General features: G+C 71.3%; 20 protein-coding genes. 9 read left to right on the top strand and 11 right to left on the bottom strand.

Annotated elements, in window-relative coordinates:
- Position 1: 1 nt before the first annotated feature.
- From CXH06_RS06475 to CXH06_RS06465, 3 genes are read left to right on the top strand one after another with little or no spacing between them, the layout of a single operon-like run.
- Positions 2 to 1267: an ABC transporter ATP-binding protein gene (locus CXH06_RS06475; protein ID WP_369832975.1), complete on the top strand. Its 1266-nt coding sequence runs from the start codon at positions 2 to 4 to the stop codon at positions 1265 to 1267.
- A complete protein-coding gene (locus CXH06_RS06470) occupies positions 1260 to 2033 on the top strand; it encodes an ABC transporter permease (protein ID WP_114854346.1) in 774 nt (257 codons plus the stop codon). The genes CXH06_RS06475 and CXH06_RS06470 overlap by 8 nt, the downstream gene beginning before the upstream one ends.
- A 2-nt stretch (positions 2034 to 2035) precedes the next feature.
- On the top strand, positions 2036 to 3058 hold the full coding sequence (locus CXH06_RS06465; RefSeq protein WP_114854345.1) for a glycine betaine ABC transporter substrate-binding protein: 1023 nt from the start codon (positions 2036 to 2038) through the stop codon (positions 3056 to 3058).
- A 139-nt stretch (positions 3059 to 3197) separates the two neighbouring features.
- Here CXH06_RS06465 and CXH06_RS06460 read toward each other — a convergent pair whose 3' ends face one another.
- Positions 3198 to 3848, bottom strand: a complete 651-nt coding sequence (locus CXH06_RS06460; RefSeq protein ID WP_114854344.1) for a VOC family protein — start codon at positions 3846 to 3848, stop codon at positions 3198 to 3200.
- 157 nt (positions 3849 to 4005) lie between these two features.
- Between CXH06_RS06460 and CXH06_RS06455 the strand changes: the two genes are divergently transcribed.
- The 5 genes from CXH06_RS06455 to CXH06_RS06435 all read left to right on the top strand — a co-directional run bounded on the left by CXH06_RS06455 (position 4006) and on the right by CXH06_RS06435 (position 10223).
- Complete coding sequence (locus tag CXH06_RS06455; RefSeq protein ID WP_114854343.1) at positions 4006 to 5025, top strand: LacI family DNA-binding transcriptional regulator; 1020 nt, start codon at positions 4006 to 4008, stop codon at positions 5023 to 5025.
- Between the two features lie 145 nt (positions 5026 to 5170).
- On the top strand, positions 5171 to 6478 hold the full coding sequence (locus CXH06_RS06450) for an ABC transporter substrate-binding protein (protein ID WP_114854342.1): 1308 nt from the start codon (positions 5171 to 5173) through the stop codon (positions 6476 to 6478).
- A 73-nt stretch (positions 6479 to 6551) separates the two neighbouring features.
- Positions 6552 to 7388, top strand: a complete 837-nt coding sequence (locus CXH06_RS06445; protein ID WP_114854341.1) for a carbohydrate ABC transporter permease — start codon at positions 6552 to 6554, stop codon at positions 7386 to 7388.
- 71 nt (positions 7389 to 7459) lie between these two features.
- Positions 7460 to 8236, top strand: coding sequence for a carbohydrate ABC transporter permease (locus tag CXH06_RS06440; RefSeq protein ID WP_232820233.1), 777 nt, complete (start codon positions 7460 to 7462; stop codon positions 8234 to 8236).
- Positions 8223 to 10223: a GMC oxidoreductase gene (locus CXH06_RS06435; RefSeq protein WP_114854339.1), complete on the top strand. Its 2001-nt coding sequence runs from the start codon at positions 8223 to 8225 to the stop codon at positions 10221 to 10223. Before CXH06_RS06440 ends, CXH06_RS06435 begins: the two co-directional genes overlap by 14 nt.
- Positions 10224 to 10233: 10 nt before the next feature.
- On the opposite strand, the gene CXH06_RS06430 is transcribed toward CXH06_RS06435, so the two are convergent.
- From CXH06_RS06430 to CXH06_RS06385, 10 genes are all read right to left on the bottom strand, one after another.
- Positions 10234 to 10629 (bottom strand): hypothetical protein, encoded by a 396-nt coding sequence (locus CXH06_RS06430; protein ID WP_232820232.1) that lies wholly within the window; start codon positions 10627 to 10629, stop codon positions 10234 to 10236.
- 67 nt (positions 10630 to 10696) lie between these two features.
- Entirely contained in the window at positions 10697 to 11872 is a 1176-nt protein-coding gene (locus CXH06_RS06425; protein WP_114854338.1) for a serine hydrolase, read from the bottom strand.
- A gap of 41 nt (positions 11873 to 11913) precedes the next feature.
- Positions 11914 to 12372, bottom strand: a complete 459-nt coding sequence (locus tag CXH06_RS06420) for a thioesterase family protein (RefSeq protein ID WP_114854337.1) — start codon at positions 12370 to 12372, stop codon at positions 11914 to 11916.
- Positions 12369 to 13361, bottom strand: coding sequence for a 3-hydroxyacyl-CoA dehydrogenase NAD-binding domain-containing protein (locus CXH06_RS06415; protein ID WP_114854336.1), 993 nt, complete (start codon positions 13359 to 13361; stop codon positions 12369 to 12371). The genes CXH06_RS06420 and CXH06_RS06415 overlap by 4 nt, the downstream gene beginning before the upstream one ends.
- Positions 13358 to 14263: a 3-keto-5-aminohexanoate cleavage protein gene (locus CXH06_RS06410; RefSeq protein ID WP_114854335.1), complete on the bottom strand. Its 906-nt coding sequence runs from the start codon at positions 14261 to 14263 to the stop codon at positions 13358 to 13360. Before CXH06_RS06410 ends, CXH06_RS06415 begins: the two co-directional genes overlap by 4 nt.
- 65 nt (positions 14264 to 14328) lie before the next feature.
- Positions 14329 to 15237: a TetR family transcriptional regulator C-terminal domain-containing protein gene (locus CXH06_RS06405; protein WP_114854334.1), complete on the bottom strand. Its 909-nt coding sequence runs from the start codon at positions 15235 to 15237 to the stop codon at positions 14329 to 14331.
- A 72-nt stretch (positions 15238 to 15309) separates the two neighbouring features.
- Positions 15310 to 17106, bottom strand: coding sequence for an ABC transporter ATP-binding protein (locus tag CXH06_RS06400; protein WP_232820231.1), 1797 nt, complete (start codon positions 17104 to 17106; stop codon positions 15310 to 15312).
- Entirely contained in the window at positions 17106 to 18041 is a 936-nt protein-coding gene (locus tag CXH06_RS06395) for an ABC transporter permease (RefSeq protein WP_114854333.1), read from the bottom strand. Before CXH06_RS06395 ends, CXH06_RS06400 begins: the two co-directional genes overlap by 1 nt.
- Positions 18041 to 19000 (bottom strand): ABC transporter permease, encoded by a 960-nt coding sequence (locus CXH06_RS06390; protein ID WP_198684025.1) that lies wholly within the window; start codon positions 18998 to 19000, stop codon positions 18041 to 18043. Before CXH06_RS06390 ends, CXH06_RS06395 begins: the two co-directional genes overlap by 1 nt.
- Complete coding sequence (locus CXH06_RS06385; protein ID WP_232820230.1) at positions 18997 to 20568, bottom strand: ABC transporter substrate-binding protein; 1572 nt, start codon at positions 20566 to 20568, stop codon at positions 18997 to 18999. Before CXH06_RS06385 ends, CXH06_RS06390 begins: the two co-directional genes overlap by 4 nt.
- A 328-nt stretch (positions 20569 to 20896) precedes the next feature.
- Between CXH06_RS06385 and CXH06_RS06380 the strand changes: the two genes are divergently transcribed.
- Complete coding sequence (locus tag CXH06_RS06380) at positions 20897 to 22156, top strand: MFS transporter (RefSeq protein ID WP_232820229.1); 1260 nt, start codon at positions 20897 to 20899, stop codon at positions 22154 to 22156.
- The last annotated feature ends 65 nt before the right edge of the window (positions 22157 to 22221 follow it).

Here is a 22221-nt window from a genome sequence, read left to right as displayed (position 1 = left end):
CATCGACCACGCCACCACCACCGAGGACGGCGCCCAGGGGATCTCCGGGCGCTCGATCCGCCTGGACAACGTCACCAAGCGCTACCCGGGCCAGGAGCGCCCTGCCGTCGACGGCGTGACCCTGGAGGTCCCCGAGGGCCAGGTCGTGATGCTCGTGGGTCCCTCCGGGTGCGGCAAGACCACCACGCTGAAGATGATCAACCGGCTCATCGAGCCCACCGAGGGCAGCATCCTGCTGGGCGAGGAGGACGTCACCGCGATCAACGGCGACGAGCTGCGCCGCCGCATCGGGTACGTCATCCAGGCCGGCGGGCTCTTCCCGCACATGAGCGTCGCGCAGAACATCGCGATCGTGCCCAAGATGCTGGGCTGGGACACGGCCCGCATCGCCGCGCGCATCGACGAGCTGCTCGATCTGGTGGGCCTCGATCCCGAGGTCTACCGCGACCGCTACCCCAAGGAGCTCTCCGGCGGACAGCAGCAGCGGGTCGGTGTGGCCCGCGCGCTCGCCGCGGACCCGCCCGTGCTGCTGATGGACGAGCCCTTCGGCGCCGTCGACCCGATCACCCGCCAGCGCCTGCAGGACGAGCTGATCCGCATCCAGCACGAGGTGCGCAAGACGATGGTCATCGTCACCCACGACTTCGACGAGGCCGTCAAGCTCGGCGACTGGATCGTGGTGTTCCGCGAAGGAGCGCAGATCGTCCAGTACGACACCCCCGAGCGCATCCTCGCCGAGCCCGCGGACGAGTTCGTCGAGAACTTCATCGGCTCCGGGGCGGCGCTCAAGCAGCTCGCCCTGCGCCGCGTGCGCGAGGTCGAGGCCTACGACGCGGTCATCGCTCCCGCTGGCGGCGATGCCGCCGAGGCGCTGCGTCGCGCGGAGGCCGCCGGTCATGAGCACGTCGTGGTCACCGACGCCAAGGGGCGCCCGCTGGCCTGGCCGGGCCGTCGTGCCCTGTCCCGCATGCGGCAGCTGCCCACCCAGCACGATGCGTCGATGCCCGTGGTCGGCTCCGGCGCGACCCTCAACGACGCGCTGGACGTCATGCTCGCCTCGAGCGCGGGCGCCACCCTCGTCACCGGCCGCGGCGGCGTCTTCGAGGGCGTCGTGGACGTGGAGACCGTGATGGACGCGATCCGCGCGGCCCGCGACGCCGCCGCCGAGCGCTCGAGCGACGCCCCGGTGGGCACCAACACCGGCACCTTCGACGCCGTCACGCCCGAGGACGAGACCGCCACCACCGGGACCGGCGCCGATGACTGAGACCACCACCGCCACCGGGACCAGCGCGGCGGCCGAGGAATCGGTTCGCGGCTGGAAGGCGCTCGGCATCCAGATCGCCGTGCTGCTCGCCCTGCTCGCCGCCTTCGCGATCTGGCTGATGACCGCGCCGCTCAGCACGACCGAGCGCAACACCCTGAACCCCACGACCCTGCTCAACCTCACCGGCGAGCACCTCGCGCTGACCTTCGTCTCCACCGTGATCGTGCTGGTGATCGCGATCCCGCTGGGGATCCTGCTGACCCGTCGGCCGCTGCGGTTCCTCGCCGAACCGGTCCTCGCGGTCGCGAACGTGGGCCAGGCCGCCCCGGCCATCGGCCTCATCGTGCTGCTGGCCGCGCTCGTGCCCGACGGCTTCCGCGCCGCGATCATCGCCCTGGTGCTCTACGCCGTCCTGCCCGTGCTGCGCAACACGATGGTCGGCATCCGCGGCGTCGACCAGCGCCTGGTCGAGGCCGGCCGCGGCATGGGGATGACGGCCCTGTCCGTGCTGCTGCGGGTCGAGCTCCCGCTCGCGGTGCCCGTGATGCTCTCCGGTGTGCGCACCGCGCTGGTGCTCCTGGTGGGCACCGCCTCCCTCGGCGCCTTCGTCAACGCCGGCGGCCTGGGGCTGCTCATCATCACCGGCGTCAACCTCTACCTCTTCACCGTGCTCATCGCCGGTGCGCTGCTCATCGCGCTGCTCGCGCTGATCATCGACTGGCTGGGCCGGGTCGTCGAGCACCTCGCCCGCCCGAAGGGACTCTGATCATGGCCGCACCCTCCTCCCGCTCCGGTCGGGGACCGACGCTCAGCCGTCGGCGCCTCGGCGCCCTGGCCGCGCTGGGCCTGCTCCCCGTGGCGGGCTGCGGACTGCGCCCGGCCACGGCCTACTCCCCGGAGGTCGGTCCCGGTTCGATCCGGGCCATCGAGGGCCTGCCCGAGGACGCCACCATCACCGTGACCGGGAAGAACTTCACCGAGCAGCTGATCCTCGGGAAGATCGGGGTGCTCGCGGCGAAGGCCGCCGGCTTCCAGGTCAACGACCTCACCAACGTGCCCGGCTCCGTCCCCGCGCGCGAGCTGATGACCTCCGGCGAGGCGGACATGACCTGGGAGTACACCGGCACCGCCTGGCTGACCTACCTCGGTGAGTCCGAGGGCATCCCGGACCAGCAGGAGCAGTGGGAGGCGGTGCGGGATGCGGACGCCGCCTCGGGCCTGACCTGGCTCGAGCCCGCGCCGCTGAACAACACCTACGCCTTCGCCGTGCGCTCGGAGGCCGTCGAGGAGCTCGGCGGGGTCTCGACGCTCAGCGAGCTCGCGGAGCTGCCCGTCGAGGACCGCACGCTGTGCGTCGAGTCCGAGTTCAACTCCCGGCCCGACGGCCTGGTGCCCATGCTGGAGACCTACGGCATCCCGCGCGATGACCCCGAGGGCGTCCCCGAGGACAACATCGCCATCTTCGACACCGGCGCCGTCTACACCGCGACCGACCGCGGCACCTGCAACTTCGGCGAGGTCTTCACGACCGACGGCCGCATCGAGAGCCTGGACCTCACGGTGCTGGAGGACGACCGCGGCTACTTCCCCGCCTACAACGCGGCGGCCGTGCTGAACACGGCCACGCTCGGGACCTATCCCGAGCTCGCCGCGGTGTACGCGCAGGTCACCCCCGCGCTCACGGACGACGCGCTGCGGGCGATGAACCTCCGGGTCGACGAGTTCGGCGAGCTCCCGGCGGACGTCGCGCTGGAGTTCATGGTCGAGCAGGGTTTCGTCACCGAGCTCTGACCGCCGCCTCGGCGCGCCCCAGGTCCCCAGCTGAGCGCAACCAGCTGGTCATGTGGTCCGGCAAGGCGGCTCACACAGGACCGAATCACCAGCTCGATCCGCCGCACCGCGCCGCGGCATCGGCCGCCCGCGCCGCGCCTCAGAGCTCGATCTCGCGCCCGTCGGCCGTGCGCAGCTGCAGCGCGAAGCGCGAGCCGCGGCCCTCGCGGATCGCGGCGAGCCCCTCGCCCAGGCCCAGCGCCTCGTAGGCCTGCCGCAGCGGAGCGGGCCCCGCCTCGACGCGCTCGAAGGACGCGAGCTCGATGACGGGCAGGTCGCCGAGCCCGGGCTGCTCGGTGGAGCCCCAGTCGATGAGGAAGGGGATGCCGTAGTTCTGCGGTGCCGGCGCGCGGGTCAGGCGCCACTGCAGCAGCGCGCCCTCGGGGGTGCGGCGCGAGAGGTCCTCCACCTCCCCCAGCTCGACGCCCTGGTCACGGGCCTGCTCGACGACACGGTCGATCCCTTCGGGGTGGACCGCGTAGGTGATGACGGTGGGCTTCCGCAGGCGGTGGATGTTGAAGCTCTTGGGCAGCTCCTCGCCCTCCCGCTCCGGGTCGGGGCCGATCAGCTCGAGGTAGTGCGGGCGCCGCTCGCCGCCGACGGTGAGGGCGACCAGCGCGTTGGCGGTGCCGGTGGGGTGGGCGCCGCCCAGGGCGGCGGTGATGCCGGTGAGGTCGTGGAACCAGTCCACGAGCTCGGACAGGTCGGGGCCGGCGATGACGATGTGGTCCAGCAGGTGGGGGACGCTCATGGCGCTCCTTCTCTCCGGAGGGGACCTCGGAGGCACCGAGGAGGTGCATCGGCGGGCGACCCCGGGTGGCCGGGGACGGCGTGGCCGATGCCCTCGACGATATCCGCATCCGAGCTGGCACCGCGGACGGCGCCCTCTTCTCCCGCCATACTGAGGCATGGCGAAAAACCGATTCACGATCGCCGATCTCGCCAGCGAGGCGGGGGTCAACAAATCGGCAGTGTCCCGGGCGCTGTCGGGAAAGCCCGGCGTCTCCACGGCGACGAGGGATCGTGTCCTCGAGCTCGCACGGGCTCACGGATGGCGTCCGAACTCCACGGCCCGGGCACTGTCGCTCGCGCAGGCCGGGGCGATCGGTTGGGTGGTGCGCCGGACCCCGAAGTCCTCCACCATCGACCCCTTTTTCATGGACCAGCTCATCGGAGTCCAGATGGAGCTCTCCGCGACGCCCTACAACCTCGTTCTCAAGCTCGTCGACACCTTGGAGGACGAGCTGCGCATCTATGCGGAGTGGGAGTCGGAGCGCCGGGTCGACGGCATCCTGCTCACCGATCTGGAGGTCCATGACCCGCGGGTCGAACTGCTCCGCGAACGCGGCATCCCGACCTCCGCCGTCGGGTCCCTCGGAGAGGATCCGACCGAAACCATGGGGCCGGACGCCTGTGTTTCCGGGCACGATCTCGCCGGGGTGCACGAGATCATGAGGCATCTCCACGCCACCGGCCACCGCCGCTTCGGGTGGGTCGCCGGACCGATGCAGTTCATCGCCACCCGGCGGCGCGTCGAAGCACTCGACGAGTGGCGCGGGAAGGTCGAGGCAATCACCAGCACATCAACCTCTCTCGATCCCCGTGCGATCGCTCATGAGGCCCTCACTCTGCAGAAAGGGAACCGCCTCACAGCCCTGGTGGTCGACAACGAGCTCGCTGCGATCGAGACGATGACGGCGCTCCGCTCCTCCGGAGTGGACGTTCCCCGCGACGTCTCCGTGATCAGCTGGCTGGGCTCCGAGCTGTGCCTCCTGAGCGATCCTCCCCTGACGTCGCTGGAACATGACGTCACCGGCCTGGGCCGCCTGTGGACGCGCGCGCTCCTGAATGCGACCTATGTGGACGAGCACGGCGACCTCCCCGCCATCGAGCCCCCGGTGCTGCACGTCCGCAGTTCCACCTCCTGACAGGTCGCGCTCAGCACCCGTCGGGCCGGATCGCCGGCGCCATCTCTCTTGACGAGGTGACGGGCGTCACTTACCGTTGATCGCGCAACCGGTTGCGCACTGTCGTCGCAGCCCCGTGTTCCGCCTTCAAAGGAGACGAGCGAACATGCAGGATCACCGACGCCGACCGTTCACCCGCCGTACCCTCCTCAGCGCCACCGGCGCCCTCTCCGCCGGTGCGGCCCTCTCTGCCTGCGGATCCGGAGGCGGCTCCTCCTCCGGTGGTGGCGACCTCGTCTTCTGGGACATGGTCTGGGGCACCGGAGCCGACTACACCGCCCTCGCGCAAGAGCTCGCCGGCGGCTACGAGCCCGAGGACGACGCCCTGGGCGTGACCTACCAATCCATCCCCTGGGCGAACTGGTACCAGACGTTCAGCTCCGCCGTGGCGTCGGGGACCGGCCCGGCGGTGAGCACCGGTGCGGCGTTCCAGCCCTTCTCCTTCCTGGAGGACTCCGCCGTGGTCCCGGCCGACGGGGCGATCGCTCTCCTCGAGGAGCAGGGCAAGGCGGACTTCCTGCCCGGGCTGCTGGAGTCGATGCACACCGAACAGGGCTACGCGGGCATCCCCTGGGGCCTGGATCTGCGCGTGCTGTGGTACCGGGAGTCGATGCTCGAGGAGGCGGGCGCCGATGTCCCGACCACCTGGCAGGAGTATCTCGATGCCGGGAAGAAGCTCAAGGCGGCGGGGAAGATCGGCTTCGGGATGGCCGCTGGCAGCAGCACCACCGACGCCCAGCACAGCATCTTCGCCCTGTTCATCAACAACGGCGGCGGCCTGTTCACCGAGGACGGCGAGCCCTTCGCGGACAGCGACGAGAACATCGAGGCACTCGAGTTCGTCGAAGAGATGGTGGGCGAGGGGATCATCGATCCCCGATCGGCCAGCTACACCAGCGACAACCTGGATTCGGACTGGGCCGAAGGGCGCATCGCCATGGGATTCGGCCAAACCGGCTTCGACAAGGTCATGAAGGACCCCGTCTCCTCCGACCTCCGCGTCATGAGCCCGGTGACCAGCACGAACGGGAGCACGGGAACGATCTACTACATCAACGCGATCATGCTCTACGAGAACACTCCCGACCAGGTTTCGAGCGACCAGTACGCGGCGTGGTGGGCCACGCAGACCGACGAGTTCTGGTTGCAGGACGTCATGATCGACCTCCCCGTCACCGAACGTCTCGCAGCGAACGAGAAGATCGCCTCGAACCCCAACGCGGTGATCGCGATCGAGGAGTGGCAGCCCATCGGGAAAACGCTCGGGGCGAAGGCGCCCGCCGCGTTCGGAGCCCTCAACTCGGTCGACGGCGGCGAAGCCGCAGCAGCCTTCGTGCAGCAGGTCGTGCAGGGTGATCAGAGTCCGCGACAGATGCTGGAGACCCTCCAGAGCGAGCTCGAGCAGCTCATGTGAGGCCCGCCGTACCCGCTCCCCCATCGCCACATCTGGAGGCATCCCCTTGAGAGGACGCAGCCGCGCGCTCACGATGACAGCCCTCGCAGCACCTGCGCTGGTCCTCATGGTCGTGGTGAACGCCTACCCCGTGCTCTACGCAGCACAGCAGTCCCTGCACGATGGGTCGCTCATCGCGCAGGGCCCCTTCGTCGGGCTCGAGAACTACCGGACCGTCCTCACCGACCCCTCGTTCTGGAAGGCCGTCCGCTTCACACTCGTCTTCACGCTGTGCGGTGTGCTGGGCAGCTGGCTCGTGGGGTATGCCCTGGCACTCGCATTCCGTCGGCCGTTCCTCGGACGGTCCATCCTGAAGGTCGCCTTCCTGCTTCCGTGGGTGGTGCCGGTCGTGGTGACGTCGATGAGCTGGAACTGGCTGGTGGCGACGGCGTCGAGCCCGATCCCCCAGTTCTTCGCCGCACTCGGCATGCCTGATGTGCTGTTCCTCGCCGATCCGACATTGGCGGTCGTCATGGTCTGCCTGTTCAAGATCTGGATCAGCTTCCCCTTCATGTTCCTCATGATGTCCGCGGCGCTCGAAGGCATCGATGACACCGTCTACGAAGCGGCCACGGTGGACGGGGCCGGACGAGTGGGGGCTCTCCTCCACATCACCCTCCCGCTGACCGCGAAGTCGACGTACATCAGCTGGGTGCTGATGTCGATGTTCACCATCAACGACTTCCCGACCATCTACCTCCTCACCGGGGGCGGCCCGGTCGATGCGACCACCTCCCTCGTGGTCCTCGCCTATCGGTCCGTGTTCCAGTCGTTCCAGCCCGGGTACGGAGTCGCCGTCGCGTTCCTCATGACAGCCGCCCTGATCGGCATCTCTCTCGCTCTGTTCCGCAGCATCCGAAAGGCTGACTGACCATGGCTATCGCCACTCTCCCAGCCTCCACACGGCGCAGTGGACGGCAGCGCTCCATGCCGTGGCGGCCCATGGCGCTCACCCTCCTCGCCGTGCTGTGCCTCCTGCCGATCTTCGTGGTCATCGGCCTGGCATTCCGCCCCCTGACCTCCTCAGAGACTGCGGGGCCGACCCTCGAGTCATTCATCCACGTGCTGACGAGCACGGACCTGCCGATCTGGCTGCGCAACAGTCTGCTCTCGACCATCGCGGCGACGGTCATCTCGGTGGTGGTCGCGGCCCCGGCCGGCTACGTCATCTCCCGTGGGCGCTCCCGGGCGGTCTCCGCCTTCTCCCTGGGCATCTTCGTCGTGCAGTCCCTGCCGGTCGTGATCTTCGTGATCCCGCTGTTCATGGTGTTCAGCAGGCTGCACCTGGTCGACTCGCTGACGGGCATCACCATCATCTTCGTGGCCTCGTCGCTGACGGTCGCGACCTGGATGATGGCCGCGTACTTCGACTCCATCCCCGCCTCTCTGGAGGAGGCCGCGTGGATCGACGGATGCTCGGTGCTCGGCGGATTCGTGCGGATCATCCTGCGCAACTCGCTGCCCGGAGTGCTGTCCACGGCGATCTACTCGTTCCTGCTCGCGTGGAACGACTATCTGATCGCGCTGGTCTTCCTGCGCTCCGAGCAGAACTTCACGCTGCCGATCGGGCTGCAGACCTTCTTCCAGCAGAACGCGACGGACTGGGGGCCGGTCATGGCGAGCGCCGTCATCATGATGCTGCCCCCCGTGCTCATCTTCGCGTTCCTCAACCGTTTCTTCAGCGTCGGCGGCATCGGAGGCTCCCTTGCAGGACAGTGACATCACCGCGGCGGTGCGGGCGCAGGTCGCCCGCGCCCTCGACCCGGCCCTCGCCCGCGAGGACCTGATCGACGAGCTCACGGCCCGGATCCTCGCCGTCGGCACCACCGAGCAGCCGGCGTGGCTGGACGCCGTGCTCGCCGCGGACGGCGAGGCCGCCGGGCGCGCGCTGCGCACCGTCGTGGGCGATGCGCTCTATGCGCACGGGCTCGCTGCGGACCGGGTCGGGCCCGCCCTCGCCCCGCACGTCGGCGCCTGGTCGCCGCCCCCGCCCGAGCACTGGGAACCGTTGCGCATCGGCCCGCGGGATCTCGCGACCCCGGAGGACCTCGCGGAGACCTACGACGCGATCGTCATCGGCTCCGGTGCCGGCGGCGGCGTGGCCGCCCAGACCCTCGCCGAGGCCGGGTGCAGCGTGCTCGTCCTCGAGCGCGGCACCCTCCCGGATCGCTCCGCGCTGCTCACCGAGCATCTGCGCACCCCACGCGCTGCCTCGGGTCTGTTCCCCCGCTCCGGGCCGGGCGCGGACGCCGAGGAGCGGGAGGTCCTCCTCGGCGCCGACGACCTCCGCCGCGTCCGCTCCGCGGACTCGCTGTGGAGCAACAACGCGATGACCATCGGCGGCGGCACCCGCGTCTACGGGGCGCAGGCCTGGCGCCTCGCCCCGCGGGACCTGGCGATGGCCAGCACCTACGGGGTCCCCGAGGGCAGCTCCCTGGCCGATTGGCCGATCACCTACGACGACCTCGAGCCCTACTACGCCCGCATCGAGCAGAGCTTCGGCGTCAGCGGCGGATCCTCGCCGGGCCCGTGGGACGGGCCGCGCAGCGTCCCCCTGCCCATGGGGCCCTTCCCGCCCTCGCCGCTGTCCGCGCGGCTGGAGCGCGCCGCCGGGCAGCTGGGCCTCGGCACGCAGCCGGTCCCGCTGCTGATCAACACCCGGCCCTACGCCGGACGCAGCGCCTGCCGGCGGTGCGCGCAGTGCGTCGGCTTCGACTGCCCCGTCGGCGCCCGGGCCGGCAGCCACACCACCTCCCTCCCCGCGGCGCTCGCGACGGGGAACACCACGCTCCTGCCCGGTGCGCAGGCCTCCCGGATCCTCGTCGCGGGCTCGGGGCGCGCCCGCGGGGTGGAGCTCGTGGGCGCGAGGGACGGGAGGATCTGGCGGGCCACCGTGCGCGCCGGGCTCGTGGTGCTCGCCGCCGGCGCCATCGAGAGCGCGCGCCTGCTCCTGGACAGCGCCACGGAGGAGCACCCCCACGGCCTGGGCAACGACACCGACCAGGTGGGCCGTCACCTGCAGGGGCACGCCTACGGCGGTGCCTCCGCGCTGTTCGCCGAGGAAGTGGTCGATCTGCGCGGTCCCGGCCCGCAGATCGCGACCACCGATCTCCGCCATGGCAACGAGGGGATCGTCGGCGGCGGGATCCTGGCCGACGAGTTCGTGCCCACCCCCGCCAGCATGCAGCGCTCCCTCCACGACACCGGGCTGGTCGCCGCGGACACCCCGTTGGGATCACCGACCATGGAGCGGGCGATGCTCCGCTTCGCCCGCATCATGGGCCCGATCCAGGAGGTGACCTCCGCATCCTCGAGGGTGCGCCGTCTCACCGGGCGCCGCGACCGCTTCGGACGATCGCTGGTGCGGCTCGAGGGGAGCCTGCATCCGGAGGACCTGCGAGGCCGGGACCTGCTCTCCCACCGCGCCGCCGCGTGGCTCGCCGCCGCCGGCGCCGCGGAGATCCGCCCGATGCCGTCGATGACCGCGCCCACCCCGCCCAGCGGCGGCCAGCACCAGGCCGGGACCTGCCGGATGGGCACCGACCCGGCCCGTTCCGTGGTCTCCCCCGAGGGCAGGGTGTGGGGGCACGAGAACATCGTGATCGCCGACGGCTCCACGCACGTCACGAACGGCGGGGTGAACCCCGTCCTGACGATCCTCGCGAACGCGCTGCGGATCAGCGAGGGAGTCGTCTCCACCCGCTGAGCGCCGGCGCTCAGGGCATCGAGCGCATCCCGCGCTGCGCGGCCTTGTCCTTGAGGTCCTGGACCACGCGGCCCAGGCCCGTGGCCGGCGCCTCGTCCTCCTTCGGCGTCTCCACGAAGTCGACGACGGAGCGCATGGTGGCCAGGTCGATGCTGGGCATGCCGCCCTCGAGCAGGGAGCCGAGCCGTTCGCCGACGAGGGCCTCGAGCGCGTCCGCCGCCTCGGCGCCGCGTGCGGAGCGCGTCTCCTCAAGCCGCTTCTCCAGGAGCGACGCGGCGACGGCGGAGGTGGGGATGGGCTCGGAGTGGCCGGCGACGGTGAGGTGTTCCATGATGCGTCCCATCGGATCGAGGGCCCGCGCGGAGTCGTCGGGCACGCGGGTGCCGGGCTGCTGCGACCGGCTCACCAGCACAGTACCGGGATCCGCGCGCCCGCCGACGAGCCTTCCGCCCCGGGCCGCCCCGCCGCGGCCCTCAGGCCTCGGCCAGCACCGCCAGCAGGTCCTTGACCCGTCGATCCACGTCCTCGCTCTGCATCATCGACGGCAGGAAGGAGAAGGCGAGATCCTTCTCCGGCCAGGCCCCGTGCAGCCCGCCACCGGCGCCGCTGTGGCCCAGGGCGGGGCGCACCGGGCCGTAGGTGCCCAGCGGGTCGTCGAGCTCGTAGCCCAGCCCGAAGCGCACCGGCCGGTCGTTGATCGCGTCCTTCCCCTCGGACCAGGTCCGGGTGGCCCGCGCCAGGGTCTCGGCCGGGACGATCGGCGCCGGCAGCGACTCCGGGGAGATCAGCAGGGAGTAGAGACGCGACATCGCATCGGCCGTTCCGATCGCGCCGCCGGCGGCGAGCTCCGCCGCGTGGTGCTCACGGGTGTTGAACGGCGGCTGCTCGGCGGTCAGGCTGCTGCCGTACATCCGGTTCACGATCGCCCGGCGCTCCGGGTCGTCCTCCAGATAGGTGGAGATCCGGTAGTCCGGGGCGCGGAACACCGGGGCGACGCGCTCCTCCTCCGCCGCGGGCAGGCCCAGGTGGAAGTCCAGGCCCAGGGGCTCGGCCAGCTCGGTGCGCAGCAGCTCGCCGGGGCCGCGCCCGGTGACCCGGCGCATCACCTCCGCCAGCAGGTAGCCGTAGGTGATCGCGTGGTAGGCGACCTTCGTGCCCGGCTCCCACAGGGTCGGCTGCGCCGCCAGGCGCTCGGCCATCAGGCGGTTGTCGAGCACCTCGGCCTGCGTGGCCGGGTCGGGATCGACATAGGGCAGGCCGACGGTGTGGTCGAGCAGGTGGTGGATGCGCACCTGCTCCTTGCCGGCGGCCGCGAACTCCGGCCAGCACTCCGCAACCGGGGCCTCGGGATCCAGCTGTCCGCGGCCGATCAGGATCGCCGCGAGGGTCGCGGTCAGGCCCTTGGTGCCGGAGAAGAGCACCGCCATGGTGTCCTCCGTCCACGCCCGCCCCGGCGCCGCCCGCCCGCCGTGCAGCTGCAGCAGCGGCTGTCCGGCGCGGTGGACGGAGAACGCCATCCCGCCGTCGGTGGCGGCGAGGTGACGTGCGAAGACGTCGACCAGACGCTCGGCGATGTCGCCGGGCAGGCCGTCGGACGCACGGACGACGACCCCGGTCGTGTCCTCGGCGGACGGGGTGGGCGTGGACATCGGTGGATACCTCCTGGAGGGGACGGACGGTGGTGGGGCGGTCAGACGCGGATCGCGCGGCCGGTCCACTCGGGCGCGGGAGCGTCGGCCCCCGCAGCGGTGAGCTCGGCGATCCGCGCGGCGACGGACTCCGGGAACGGCGTGGCCCGGGCGGGCTCGCCCGCGACGTGCAGGGCGAGGATCTCCTCGGTGGCGACCAGCTCACCGCCCGAGCGCATCTCGTGAGCCAGGTGCAGCTTCTTGGCTGCGGATCCGGCGATCACGGTGGTGACCTCGAGCTCCGCGCCGAGTGCCACCTCCTGCAGGTACCGCACGTGCGCCTCGACGGTGTACAGCGAGGAGCCCGTGCGCTCACGCTCGGCCGGCCCCAGCCCGATCTGCTCCATGACCTGGTCGGTGGCATGGCCGAACACGAGCACGTAGTACGCCTCGGAGAGGTGGCCGTTGTAGTCGATCCACTCCTCGCGCACCGCGCTGCGGTGAGGGCTCAGAGAGCTCATGCGCCGGTCTCGCGGCGCAGCTGCTCGACCACCTGGCGCACCGCGATGATCGCCTGGTCGCGCTGGGCGATCAGCTCGGGCACGGTGCGACCGTCGGCCTCCTCGTCACAGCCGGCGACGACCGCATCTCGCAGCTCGTCGGTCAGCTCCGGGGCCTCCAGGCGGGTCCACGGGGACTTCAGCGAGGGCCCGAAGTGGTCGAGCATGTGGGCCATCCCGCCGGGCCCGCCGGCGAGGTGGAAGGTGAGCATGGGACCCTGCAGGGGCCAGCGCAGCCCGGGGCCGTCGGTGATGGAGCGGTCGATCTGCTCGACCGTCGCCTCGCCGTTGTCCACCATGTGCAGCGCCTCGCGCCACAGCGCCTCCTGCAGGCGGTTGGCGATGAAGCCGGGCACCTCGCGGTCCATCGTGATCACGGACTTGCCCAGCTGCTCGTACCACCGCGAGGTCCAGTCCACGACCGCCGGGTCGGTGCTCTCGCCGCCGACCACCTCGACCAGCGGGATGAGGTAGGGCGGGTTGAAGGGATGGCCGACGACCAGCCGCTCCGGATGGGTGGCCTTGACCGCCATCTCCGTCATGGAGTAGCCGGAGGTGGAGGAGGCGATGACGACGCCGGGGGCGGCGTGCTCGTCGATGTCCGCGAGCAGCTGCTGCTTCATCTCCAGCACCTCGGGGGCGTTCTCCTGCACGAACTCGGCGCCGTCGAGCGCCTCGGCGAGATCGGTGTGCACGGAGATGTTGTGCGGGTCGGCGCCCTCGGCGAGACCCAGCTGGGTCAGGGCCGGCCAGGCCGCGTCGATGAGCGCGCGGACCCGCTCGCCCGCCTCGGGCGAGGGGTCCCAGGCCTGGACCCGGTAGCCGCGGGCGAGGAAGTACGCGGCCCAGCCGCCGCCGATGGTGCCGATGCCGACGCAGGCGATGGTGGTGATCGAGGCGGCGTCCGGCAGGGGCGTGCCGGGGGTCTGCGGAGCGGAGGAGGTGGTCATGCGGTGGGAGCCTTTCGGTCGAGCTGGAGGATGTCGCGGGCCTCGTCGGGGGTGGCGATCCGGTCGCCGAGGGAGTCGACGATCTTCCCGGCCTCCTCGACGAGCTGGGCGTTGGTGGCCTTGACGCCCTTGCGGAGGTAGAGGTTGTCCTCGAGGCCCACGCGGACGTGGCCGCCCAGCAGCACCGACTGCGCCACCCAGCGCAGCTGGTTGCGGCCGATGGCGAAGGACGTCCACTGCGCCCCCTCGGGGAGCATGTGCACCATGGCGTCGAGCAGGCCGGGGTCGACCGGGGCGCCATAGGGGATCCCCATGCACAGCTGGTACATCGGCGGCGGGGCGATCAGCCCCTCGGCGACCATGACGTTGGCGAACCACAGCTGGCCGGTGTCGAAGATCTCCATCTCCGGCTTCACGCCGAGCTCCTTGATGCGCGCGGCGCCCTCGCGGAGCATGTCCGGCGTGCTGACGTAGATCTGGCTGCCCTCGCCGAAATTGAGGGTGCCGCAGTCCAGGGTGCAGATCTCCGGGAGCAGCTGCTCCACGTGCGGCAGACGGTCCAGGCCGCTGATCAGGTCGCTGCCCTCCAGTCGGCCCAGCTCGCGGGTGGGATCGCTCGGGTCGAGGACGAGATCGCCGCCCATGCCGGCGGTGAGGTTGATGACCGGATCGACGTCGCTCTCCCCGACCAGCCGCACCACCTCCCGGTAGAGGGCCACGTCGCGGGAGGCCAGGCCGGTCTCGACGTCGCGGACGTGGATGTGGACGACGGAGGCGCCGGCGCGGGCGGAGGCGATCGCGTCGGCGGCGATCTGCTCGGGGGTGACCGGGACGTGCTCGCTCTTGGCGGTGGTGTCACCGGCGCCGGTGAGGGCGGCGGTGAGGATGACGGGGCGGCTCATGGAGATCCCTTTCTCGGGGTCGTGGTTCTGGGGGTGGGGCGGTGGGTGGGAGAGGGGCGGGTCCCTCAGGGGCGGTCCACCTCGAGGCGGGCGAGGAAGCGATGGACCTGGGTGCGCATCTGCTCGACGTCGAGGGTCCCCACCAGGACCTTGATCCCGAGGCCGTCGATCAGGCTGGTCAGCTGGGTGGTGAGGTCCTCGACCGGCTCGTCGACGTACACCCCGGCCTCCTGGCCCTCGCGCAGCACGTCGCGCACGGTGCGGTACCAGCGCTGGTAGGCGAAGGCCTGGTTCTGCTGGGAGCCGGCGCCGATGGAGACCTCGGACCAGGCCTGCAGCCAGATCGAGAACTCCTGGGCCCCGGCGCTGCCGGTGGGCAGCTGCAGGCCGATGAGGTGCTCGAGCCGCTCGCGCGGGTCCTCGATGAGGGAGAGGGTGGCGACCTGTCGATCGAAGGCGAGCTTCACCGAGTAGCGCAGCGTCTCCTCGAACAGCTCCCGCTTGCTGTCGAAGTAGTAGTACACCGCGGCGGTGCTGACCTTCGCCTCCGCGGCGATCTCGGTGATCTTCACGCCGTGCAGCCCGCGGGAGGCGAACAGCTGCCAGGCGGCCTCGACGATCTCCTGGCGCCGACGCACCTGATCCGGGGTCTCCCGGATCCGGCGCGGCAGGCTCATCGCATCGGGCACCGCGGCCGGTCCGCTGCCCGCGTCCGATCCGGACACCAGCCAGTTCACGGTCACACCGCCGACGGTCGCGATGCGCACCAGCTCCTCCGGCCCGAAGCGGCGGGTGCCGCCGAGGGCCTTGGACAGCTTGGACTCCTCCAGCTCGATCCGCCGGGCGAACTCGCGCTGGGCGAGCCCGGAGCTGGCGATGCAGGAGCGCACCCGGGCGCGCACCGCCTCCGCGTCGGTGGCCGCGGGCGCCTCGGCGCCGTCCGCCCCGGTGATGGGTGTCTTCGATGTCGACATGAGGTCTTCCCCTGCGTCGTCGGCTGCTGGTGGGCGGCACCGGAACCGCTGCGGCACGGCGCCCTCCCGTCCTCAGAGGGACGGGATGTTCGCCAGCAGCTCCTCGGTGTAGGTGTTGCTCGGAGCGGTCAGCACCTGGTCCGTGGGACCATCGTCGACGATCACGCCGTGGTCGAGGACCGCGACGCGCTCGGCCACGTGGCGGGCCAGGGCGATGTTGTGGGTGACGAAGAGCATCGACAGGCCCCTCTCCTCCCGCAGACGGGTCAGCAGATCGATGATGCTGGCCTGGACCGACACGTCCAGCGCCGAGGTGATCTCGTCGCAGATCAGCACCCGCGGCATGTTCACCAGCGCGCGGGCGATCGCGGCGCGCTGCCGCTCGCCGCCGGAGAGGTCCCCCGGGCGACGGTCGATGAAGGCCCGGCCCAGCCGCACGGCGTCCAGCGCCTCGCGCACCCGCTGGGTGCGCTCGGCGGCGCTGAGATCGCCGGACATCTCCAGCGGCACCGCGAGGGACTGGCCCAGCGTGCGCCGCGGGTTCAGCGAGGAGAACGGGGACTGGAAGACGTACTGGATGTCCTGGCGCTGGGCGAGGCTGCGACGCCGCGTGGACGGCGCCAGCTCCGTCCCCTGATAGGAGATGGAGCCCGACCAGTGGTCCAGCAGACCCGCGATCGACCGGGACAGGGTGGTCTTGCCCGATCCGGACTCGCCCAGCAGCAGCGTGCACTCCCCGGCGCGCAGCGTGAGGTCCACGCTGCTGAGCACCTGCTTCTCGCCGTAGGACAGCGACACGTCGCGCACGGCGATCAGCGGGTCCCCGGGGGCGGCGGCGGGCGCCGGAGCCGCGACGGGGCGGTCCTCGCCGCGCGCGGCGGCCGGGCCGGAGTCCGGGTCCGAGGTCCGGGCCGCGTCCGCCTCCGCCGCCTCGACGGCGCGGCGACGCGCCTCGAACTCGCCGATCCGGTTCCTGCCGGCGAGGTCGGGGACGGCGGCGAGCAGGGTGCGGGTGTACCGGTGGCGGGGCGCGCGGAGCACCTCGTCCGTGGGACCCTCCTCGACCAGCTCGCCCTGCAGCATGACGGCCACGCGGTCGGCGATCTCGGCGACCACGGCGAGGTCGTGGGTGATGTAGAGGGCGGCGACGCGGTTCGTCACCGTCATCTCCCGGATGGTCTCGAGCACCACGGCCTGCGTGGAGACGTCCAGCCCGGTCGTCGGCTCGTCGAGCACCAGCACGTCCGGGTACATCGCGAAGGCCATGGCGATGCCGATGCGCTGCTGCTGACCGCCGGAGAGCTGGTGGGGCCAGCGGCGGCGGTAGGCGTCGTCGTCCGGCAGACCGACCTCCCGCAGCACGCTGCGCACGCGCTCGATGCGCTCGGCCTCGGAGGACCCGAACTCGTGGATCTCGAGGACCTCGCCGATCTGCTCGCCGACGCGCATGGCCGGGTTCAACGACAGCGCGGGGTCCTGCGGGATGTAGGAGACCCGCGAGCCGCGCAGACGGCGCAGCGACTCCTCCCCCAGCGCGGTCATCAGCGCCGGGGCCGTGGTGTTCGAGGGGTGGATGGTGACGGAGCCGCCGGCGTGGGTGAGGCCCGACCGGAAGTGGCCCAGGGTCGCCAGCCCCACCGTGGTCTTCCCGGAGCCGGACTCCCCGACCAGGGCGAGCAGCTCCCCCTGGCGCAGGTGGAGGTCGACGCCGCGGACCACCTCGCGGCCGCCGGCGGTGGTGGCGATCCGCAGGTCCTCGATCTCGAGGACGTCGCCGCCCGCGGCGACCTGCTCGTGCCAGGCGGAGCCGTCGACCATCGGCGCCCCGGTGGGCGTGAGGGTCGCCTCGGCGCTGCGTGCTCTGGACATCACTTCTCCCCTACGTTCGCGCTCGCGGAGGCCCGTGCGATCGAGTCCGCGATGAGGTTGGTTCCGATGGTCAGGACGGCGATGGCGAGCACCGGGAGCATGACGCCCCAGGGCTGCAGGGACAGGGCGATGCGGTTCTCGTTGATCATCAGGCCCCAGTCCGCGGCCGGCGGCTGCATGCCCAGGCCCAGGAAGGACAGCGAGGCGATCGCGCCGATGGAGTAGGTCAGGCGCAGACCGGCCTCGACCGCCAGCGGGCCGGTGATGTTGGGCAGCACCTCGCGGAACAGGATCCGTCGGCGCGGCACCGCGTACATCTCCGCGGCGCGGATGTAGTCCTCGCCGATGACGTCGAGGGTCGCCGCCCGCGTCACGCGGGCGATGCGGGGGGCGTGGGTGATGGCGATGACGGCCACCAGCACCCAGGGCTGCGGACCCAGCACGGTGATGGCCAGCAGCGCGAACACCAGCTGCGGGATCGCCAGCAGCACGTCGTTCGAGCGCATGATCAGCGCGTCCAGCCAGCCGCCGATGTAGGCGGCGACCATCCCGAACAGCATGCCCAGGAACAGGCCCAGCGCGGTGGCGAGCACCGAGTAGAGCAGCAGGGAGGTGCCTCCGGCGAGGAAGCGGCTGAGCACGTCCCGGCCCAGGTTGTCGGTGCCGAACAGGCCGGTGTCCTGGAAGGGGCGATCGGCGAATCCGGTCGCGGTGTAGCCGGTGGCCCAGGGCAGCAGCAGCGGCCCGATGACGGCGATGAGGACGATCAGGGCCGTCAGCACCACGCCGACCTTCGCTTGGCGCTGCGCCCAGGTCCGGGTGACGAGGGTGCTGCGCCGTGCGGGACGGTCCGGGGCGGAGCGCGCGGGACCGGCGCCCGACGGGTCGACGGTCGTGGGATCGACGGCGGAGTCTGGAGTCGTGGCGTGCGTCATCACCTGTCACCTCCGGTGCGAAGCTTCGGGTTGGCGAGGATGCCGACGATGTCCGCCAGCAGGTTCACGACGATGTAGATGACCGCGACGATCATGGTCACCGCCTGCACCACCTGCACGTCGCGGTAGTTGACCGCGTCGATCAGGGCCTGTCCCAGTCCGGGATAGCGGAACAGGTACTCGACGACCACCACGCCGCCGGCCATCCAGGCCAGCTGGATCGCGACCACCTGGGCCACGGGGCCGATGGCATGGGGCAGGGCGTGGCGCAGGATCACGCGGCGCTCGGGAACGCCCTTGAGGCGGGCCATCTCCACATATCCGGAGTCGAGCACCTCGAGCATCGTCGCCCGCATCATCCGGGCGATGTACGGGGTGACCACCAGGACCAGCACCGCGATGGGCAGGATCAGCTGCGCGGGGAAGTCCCAGGGCTGGGTCCCCGGGGGAGCCATCGTGACCGCGGGCAGGATGCTGAACACCGTGGTGGCGAACAGGGCCACCAGCGCGATGCCGATGACGAACTCGGGCAGGGCCGCGAGCACCAGGGAGATGCCCGTGATCGCGCTGTCGACGGTGCGACCGCGGCGCAGAGCGGACCAGATGCCCAGGGCGATGCCCGCCGGGACGCTGATCAGCGCCGCGGCGATCATGAGCACCACGGAGGCGCGGGCGCGCTCGCCCACCAGCTCCGCGACCGGCTGGCCGGAGGCCACCGAGGTGCCCAGGTCGCCCGTGAACAGCCCGCCGAGCCAGGAGAGATAGCGACTCCAGGCGGGATCGTCGAGGTGCATCTGCTCGTGCAGCGCCTGGATGCGCTCCGGGGTGGCCTGCTGGCCGAGGATGGCCAGGGCCGGGTCGCCCGGGAGCAGCAGCGTGGCGCCGAAGACGAGCACGGAGATGGCCAGGAGGATGACCAGGCTGATCGCCAGGCGTCGGATGATGAGCTGGACGATCATGCGGCCTCTCCGATCCACACGCGGTCCAGGCGGAAGCCGGACAGCGGTATTCCCGTGCGGTTCTCGACGAAGCCGCCGAGGTACCCCTGATAGGCGTCGACCTGGTTGGCGAAGCCCCAGAGGAGGTAGCCGCCGCGGTCGTACAGGATCTCCTGGGCACGGGCGATGAGCTCGCCGCGCGCCGCGTCGTCGACCACCGTGCGGGCCTCCTCCACCAGCGCGGTGAACTCCTCGTCCTCCCAGTGCGTCTCGTTGAACGGGGCGCCGGGCATCACCGCGGCGTTGGACTGGGCCAGGAAGTTGCGGGTGTACCAGAACGTCTGGGAGAAGTCGTACTCGAGGTAGTCGGTCCAGTACGCCGTGAGGTCCATGCGGTTGATCGACACCGTGATGCCCGCCTCGGCGGCCTGCTCGGCGAAGACCTGCGCCGCCTCGACCACGCCGGACTGGATCGGGGCGGTGACCAGCTCGACCTCGAGGCCGTCGGGATGACCGGCCTCGGCCAGCAGTCGCTTCGCCTCGGCGATGTCCTGGGCGCGCTGCGGCAGCTCGTCCGGGTAGGAGGGATCGAAGACGGCGTACATGTCGTTGCCGAGGGTGCCCTTGCCGGAGAGGACCTGCTCGATCATCCCCTCGCGGTCCACGGCCAGGCGGAAGGCCTGGCGGACCCGCTCGTCGTCGAAGGGGGCCCGATCCACGCGCATCGTGAAGGGCAGGTACATGCCGGTCTCGGAGTCGAGGATCCTGATCCGCTCGTCCGCACCGATCACCTCGGTCAGCGCCGAGGGGATCTGGGCGACGGCGTCGACCTGGTTCGACAGCAGCGCGTTGATCAGCGCATCGGTGTCGTTGAAGTTCAGCAGGCTGACCGTGTCCAGGTAGGGGCCGTCCTCGCCCCAGTAGTGCGGATTGCGCCGCAGCTCGGTGGACTGCCCGGGGGTGAAGCTCTCCACGGTGAACGGGCCGGTGCCCACCGGGTGGGCGGCGTCGAAGTCCTCCGGGACGATGATCGAGGTGTACTGGCCGAGCGACTCGTCCAGGGCGGTGTCCGAGGTCGCGAGGCGGAACTCGATGGTGCGCCCGTCGACGGGGACGATCTCCTGCAGGTGGGCGAGGGAGGCGGCGCCGGACTTGGGGTCCTCGGGGTCGACGATCCTCTCGAAGCTCGCCACGACGTCCTCGGGCCGCAGCGGCCGTCCGTCGCTGAAGCTCACGCCGTCCCGCAACACGACGGTCCACACGGTGGCGTCCTCGTTGGGGGTGACCGAGGTGGCGAGCATGGGCTGCAGCACGTAGTCGTCGTCGAAGGAGAGCAGCGTGCTGTAGACGTTCACGGCGCGGGCGATGTCGCCGAGGTTGGTGGCGTTCGCGCCGTCGAGGGTGTCCGAGGCGCCGCCGCCGACGAAGCCCACGCGGACCGTTCCGCCCGTGGTCGGGGGCCCCTCGAGATCGAACTGCTCCGCGGGCGCCGCCGTGCTGCCGCAAGCAGCCAGAATGGCGCTCAGCCCGAGCCCCACGCCACCACCGAGGACGCCACGGCGGGTGGCCCGCACCGCCGGGGAGCTCACGGCATCACGTCCAGCATCCGGTACGGGCTCGTGATCAGCCGTTACACCTGGGTGAGTCGGTGGTCTCATGTACGTCGAGCTCCCTTTCATCCGTGTCGTCCTCATGTCTGTCCGACAATCGACCATACGGACACCTTGCGATCATCGCAAACTCGCTTGAACGTGATCCTTGTAATATCGCAAGTCGCCGCGGGTGCCCCGGTGGTGACATCGCCGAGGTTCGCCACGCTCGCTGGCACCACCGACCCCGCCCCCTCTACGATCGAGGGGTACTCACCGCTTCCAGCGTCGGCAGCGATGCCCCGCCCCCTTTCTGCGCTGGAGACCCGTGACCACGCCTGCCGCTGCCCCGCCCGCCCCGCTGCCCCCCGGCCGTCTGCGGCTGGTGATCCTGGCCATGTCGCTGGGCGCCTTCGCGATCGGCACCACCGAGTTCGCGACCATGGGCCTGCTCCCGCAGATCGCCGACGACCTCGCGGTGAGCATCCCGCAGGCCGGGATGCTCATCACCCTCTACGCGCTCGGCGTGGTGATCGGCGCGCCGCTGGTGACCATCGCGGCCGTGCGGGTCCCCCGAGCCCGGCTGCTGGTGCTGCTGATCGCCCTGATCGGCGTGGGGAACCTCCTGTCCGCCCTGGCCCCGGACTTCACCGTGCTCGCGATCGCACGCTTCCTCGCCGGCCTCCCCCACGGCGCCTACTTCGGCGTCGCCTCGCTGGTCGCCGCGCGCCTGTCCCCGCCGGGACGGCGCGCCCGCTCCGTGTCCCTGGTGATGCTGGGCCTGACGATCGCCACGATGCTCGGGGTCCCGGCCTCGACGGCGCTGGGCCAGTCCATCGGATGGCGCTCCGCCTACGTGATCGTGGTGCTGGTCGCCGCCGCCAGCACCGTCGCGATCTGGCGCCTGGTGCCGGAGCCGGAGGGGACGGGCGCGACCGGTTCGATCCGCGGCGAGCTGCGGGCGCTGCGGCGGGTGCAGGTGTGGTTCGCCCTCGGCATCGGCGCCATCGGCTTCGGCGGCATGTTCGCGGTCTACAGCTACATCGGCGAGATCGTGCCGGGGGTGATGGGCCTCGGTGAGAGGGCCGTGCCGCTCGCGCTGCTGGTGTTCGGATTCGGCATGACGGCGGGGAACATCCTCGCCGGGCGCCTCGCCGATCGCAGCGTCTACGGCACGATCTTCCTGGGCCTGATCGGCATGGCGCTCAGCCTGGCCGTGTTCGCGCTGGTCGCCGAGAATGCGGTGGCCGGGATGATCCTGCTGCTGGCGATCGCCGTGACCTCCCAGCTCATGGGCCCCTCGCTGCAGCTGTTCCTGCTGGACGCCTCCCCCGACGCCCCCTCCCTCGCCGCCGCGCTGCACCATTCGGCGCTGAACATCGGCAACTCCCTGGGCGCGGCGCTGGGCGCGGCCGTGCTCGCCGCGGGCTGGGGCCTGCTGGCCCCGGCCTGGACCGGCGTGGTGCTCGCGATCCTCGGCCTGGGGATCGCGGGCTGGTCGTACGCGGTGCACCGGCGCCAGCAGGCGCGCGCCGTGGCGGCCGCGCCGGAGGCCGAGGAGACCGACGAGGTCGCCGTTCCCTGCTGAGGCCGGAGCCAGCGCCCGACCGGCCCCGCCGCCCACTCGGGTGGCGGGGCCGGTGCGTTCCGCTG

The sequence above is a fragment of the Brachybacterium sp. YJGR34 genome, from assembly GCF_003347015.1.
Classification (GTDB): domain Bacteria; phylum Actinomycetota; class Actinomycetes; order Actinomycetales; family Dermabacteraceae; genus Brachybacterium.
This window is presented reverse-complemented; position numbering and strand designations above follow the sequence as displayed.